This window comes from Mesorhizobium sp. M2A.F.Ca.ET.042.01.1.1, assembly GCF_003997405.1.
Lineage (GTDB): Bacteria > Pseudomonadota > Alphaproteobacteria > Rhizobiales > Rhizobiaceae > Mesorhizobium.
Genome location: NZ_RZRX01000552.1, coordinates 1 through 1,329 on the forward strand (window position 1 = coordinate 1; position 1,329 = coordinate 1,329).

At 61.3% G+C, this 1,329-nt stretch carries 1 protein-coding gene; it reads right to left on the reverse strand.

Going from position 1 to position 1,329, the window contains the following annotated elements; all coding sequences use genetic code 11:
• Positions 1-202: 202 nt before the first annotated feature.
• Positions 203-1,243, reverse strand: coding sequence for an IS110 family transposase (locus EOA23_RS34745; RefSeq protein WP_127307321.1), 1,041 nt, complete (start codon positions 1,241-1,243; stop codon positions 203-205).
• Positions 1,244-1,329 lie beyond the last annotated feature (86 nt).

Sequence of the window (1,329 nt, forward strand, 5' to 3'; positions counted from 1 at the left end):
TTTTGCGCGCGGATTTGTGAGCGCTGGCCTAGATGGGCTTCACGGATAGCGAGTTCCAAACACGTACGCGACATTGACTGCCGGTGAGCACCTCGGAGTGTCTCGCTCGTCCCGGTTCGACCGGTCACACCATCTTCTCCTCTACTTGCAAGTTCCGGCCTTCAGTGTCGAACGTGCGCTCGACGCCGAACTCTTAATGCTCTCACGGCAGCACAGGCGCTGGATAAGTAGCGCCGATGGGGCGGTATTGCTCGCCGCTGACCATCAGCTTCCAGGCGATGCGGGCCAGCTTGTTGGCCAGCGCCACCGCCGCAAGCTTGGGAGCTTTGCGCGCGATCAGAGCCTGTAACCAAGGCCAGACCCTCTTGCTGCCTCGCCGCATGTGTTGGATGAGAGCGGTGGCGCCCGCCACCAGCACGCTTCGCAGCATCTCGTCGCCGGCGCGGGTGATCACCCCAAGCCTGTTTTTGCCTGCTGTCGAATGGTTCTTCGGCGTCAGTCCTAGCCAGGCGGCAAAATCGCGCCCCGACTTGAAGCCATGCGCATCCGTAACCTTGATGGCCAGCAACGTCGCTCCAACGGGACCGACTGCCGGTATGGCGGCCAGCCGCCGGCTGACTTCGTTTTGCCTATGAAACGCAAGCAGCTTCTCATCGAGCACGGCAACCTCGGCACTGATGTGGGCATAATCGCGCGCCAGCGTCTCGAACATGTCCCTGGCCATATCCGGGATCGTCGCGTCGGCGCGAATGTCGGCCAAAAGATCACCAAGCCGGGAAAGTCCCTTGGGTGCGATCAGACCGAACTCCGCCGCAAAGCCGCGGATCGAATTGGAGAGCTGCGTGCGCCGGTCGATGAACTGCGCTCGCAGCTTCGCCAGCATCTGCGCTGCCTGCTGATCGGCGCTCTTGACGGCAACGAAACGCATGCGGGGCCGGTTCATCGCTTCACAAGTCGCATCGGCATCGGCCGCATCCGATTTGGAGCGCTGGACATAGGGCTTCACGTGCTGCGCCGGCATCAGCAGCACCTCATGGCCCAACGCGCGCAACTCCCGCGCCCAGTAATGCGCCGCGCCACAGGCCTCCATGCCAACCTTCAGCGGCGCAAGCCCGGCAAAGAAGGTGAGCACCTGATTGCGCCGTAGCTTCTTGCGCAACACCGGTTGTTCGGCTTCATTCACCCCATGTAGCTGGAAAACGCTCTTTGACGTATCCATGCCAATGCGAATAAGTTTATCCACGGACGGTCTCCCTTGATGAGATCTGCAACGACCTCATTCTGGCACATTGTGATGCCGTCGGGGGCCGTCCACCCCAACACGTACTT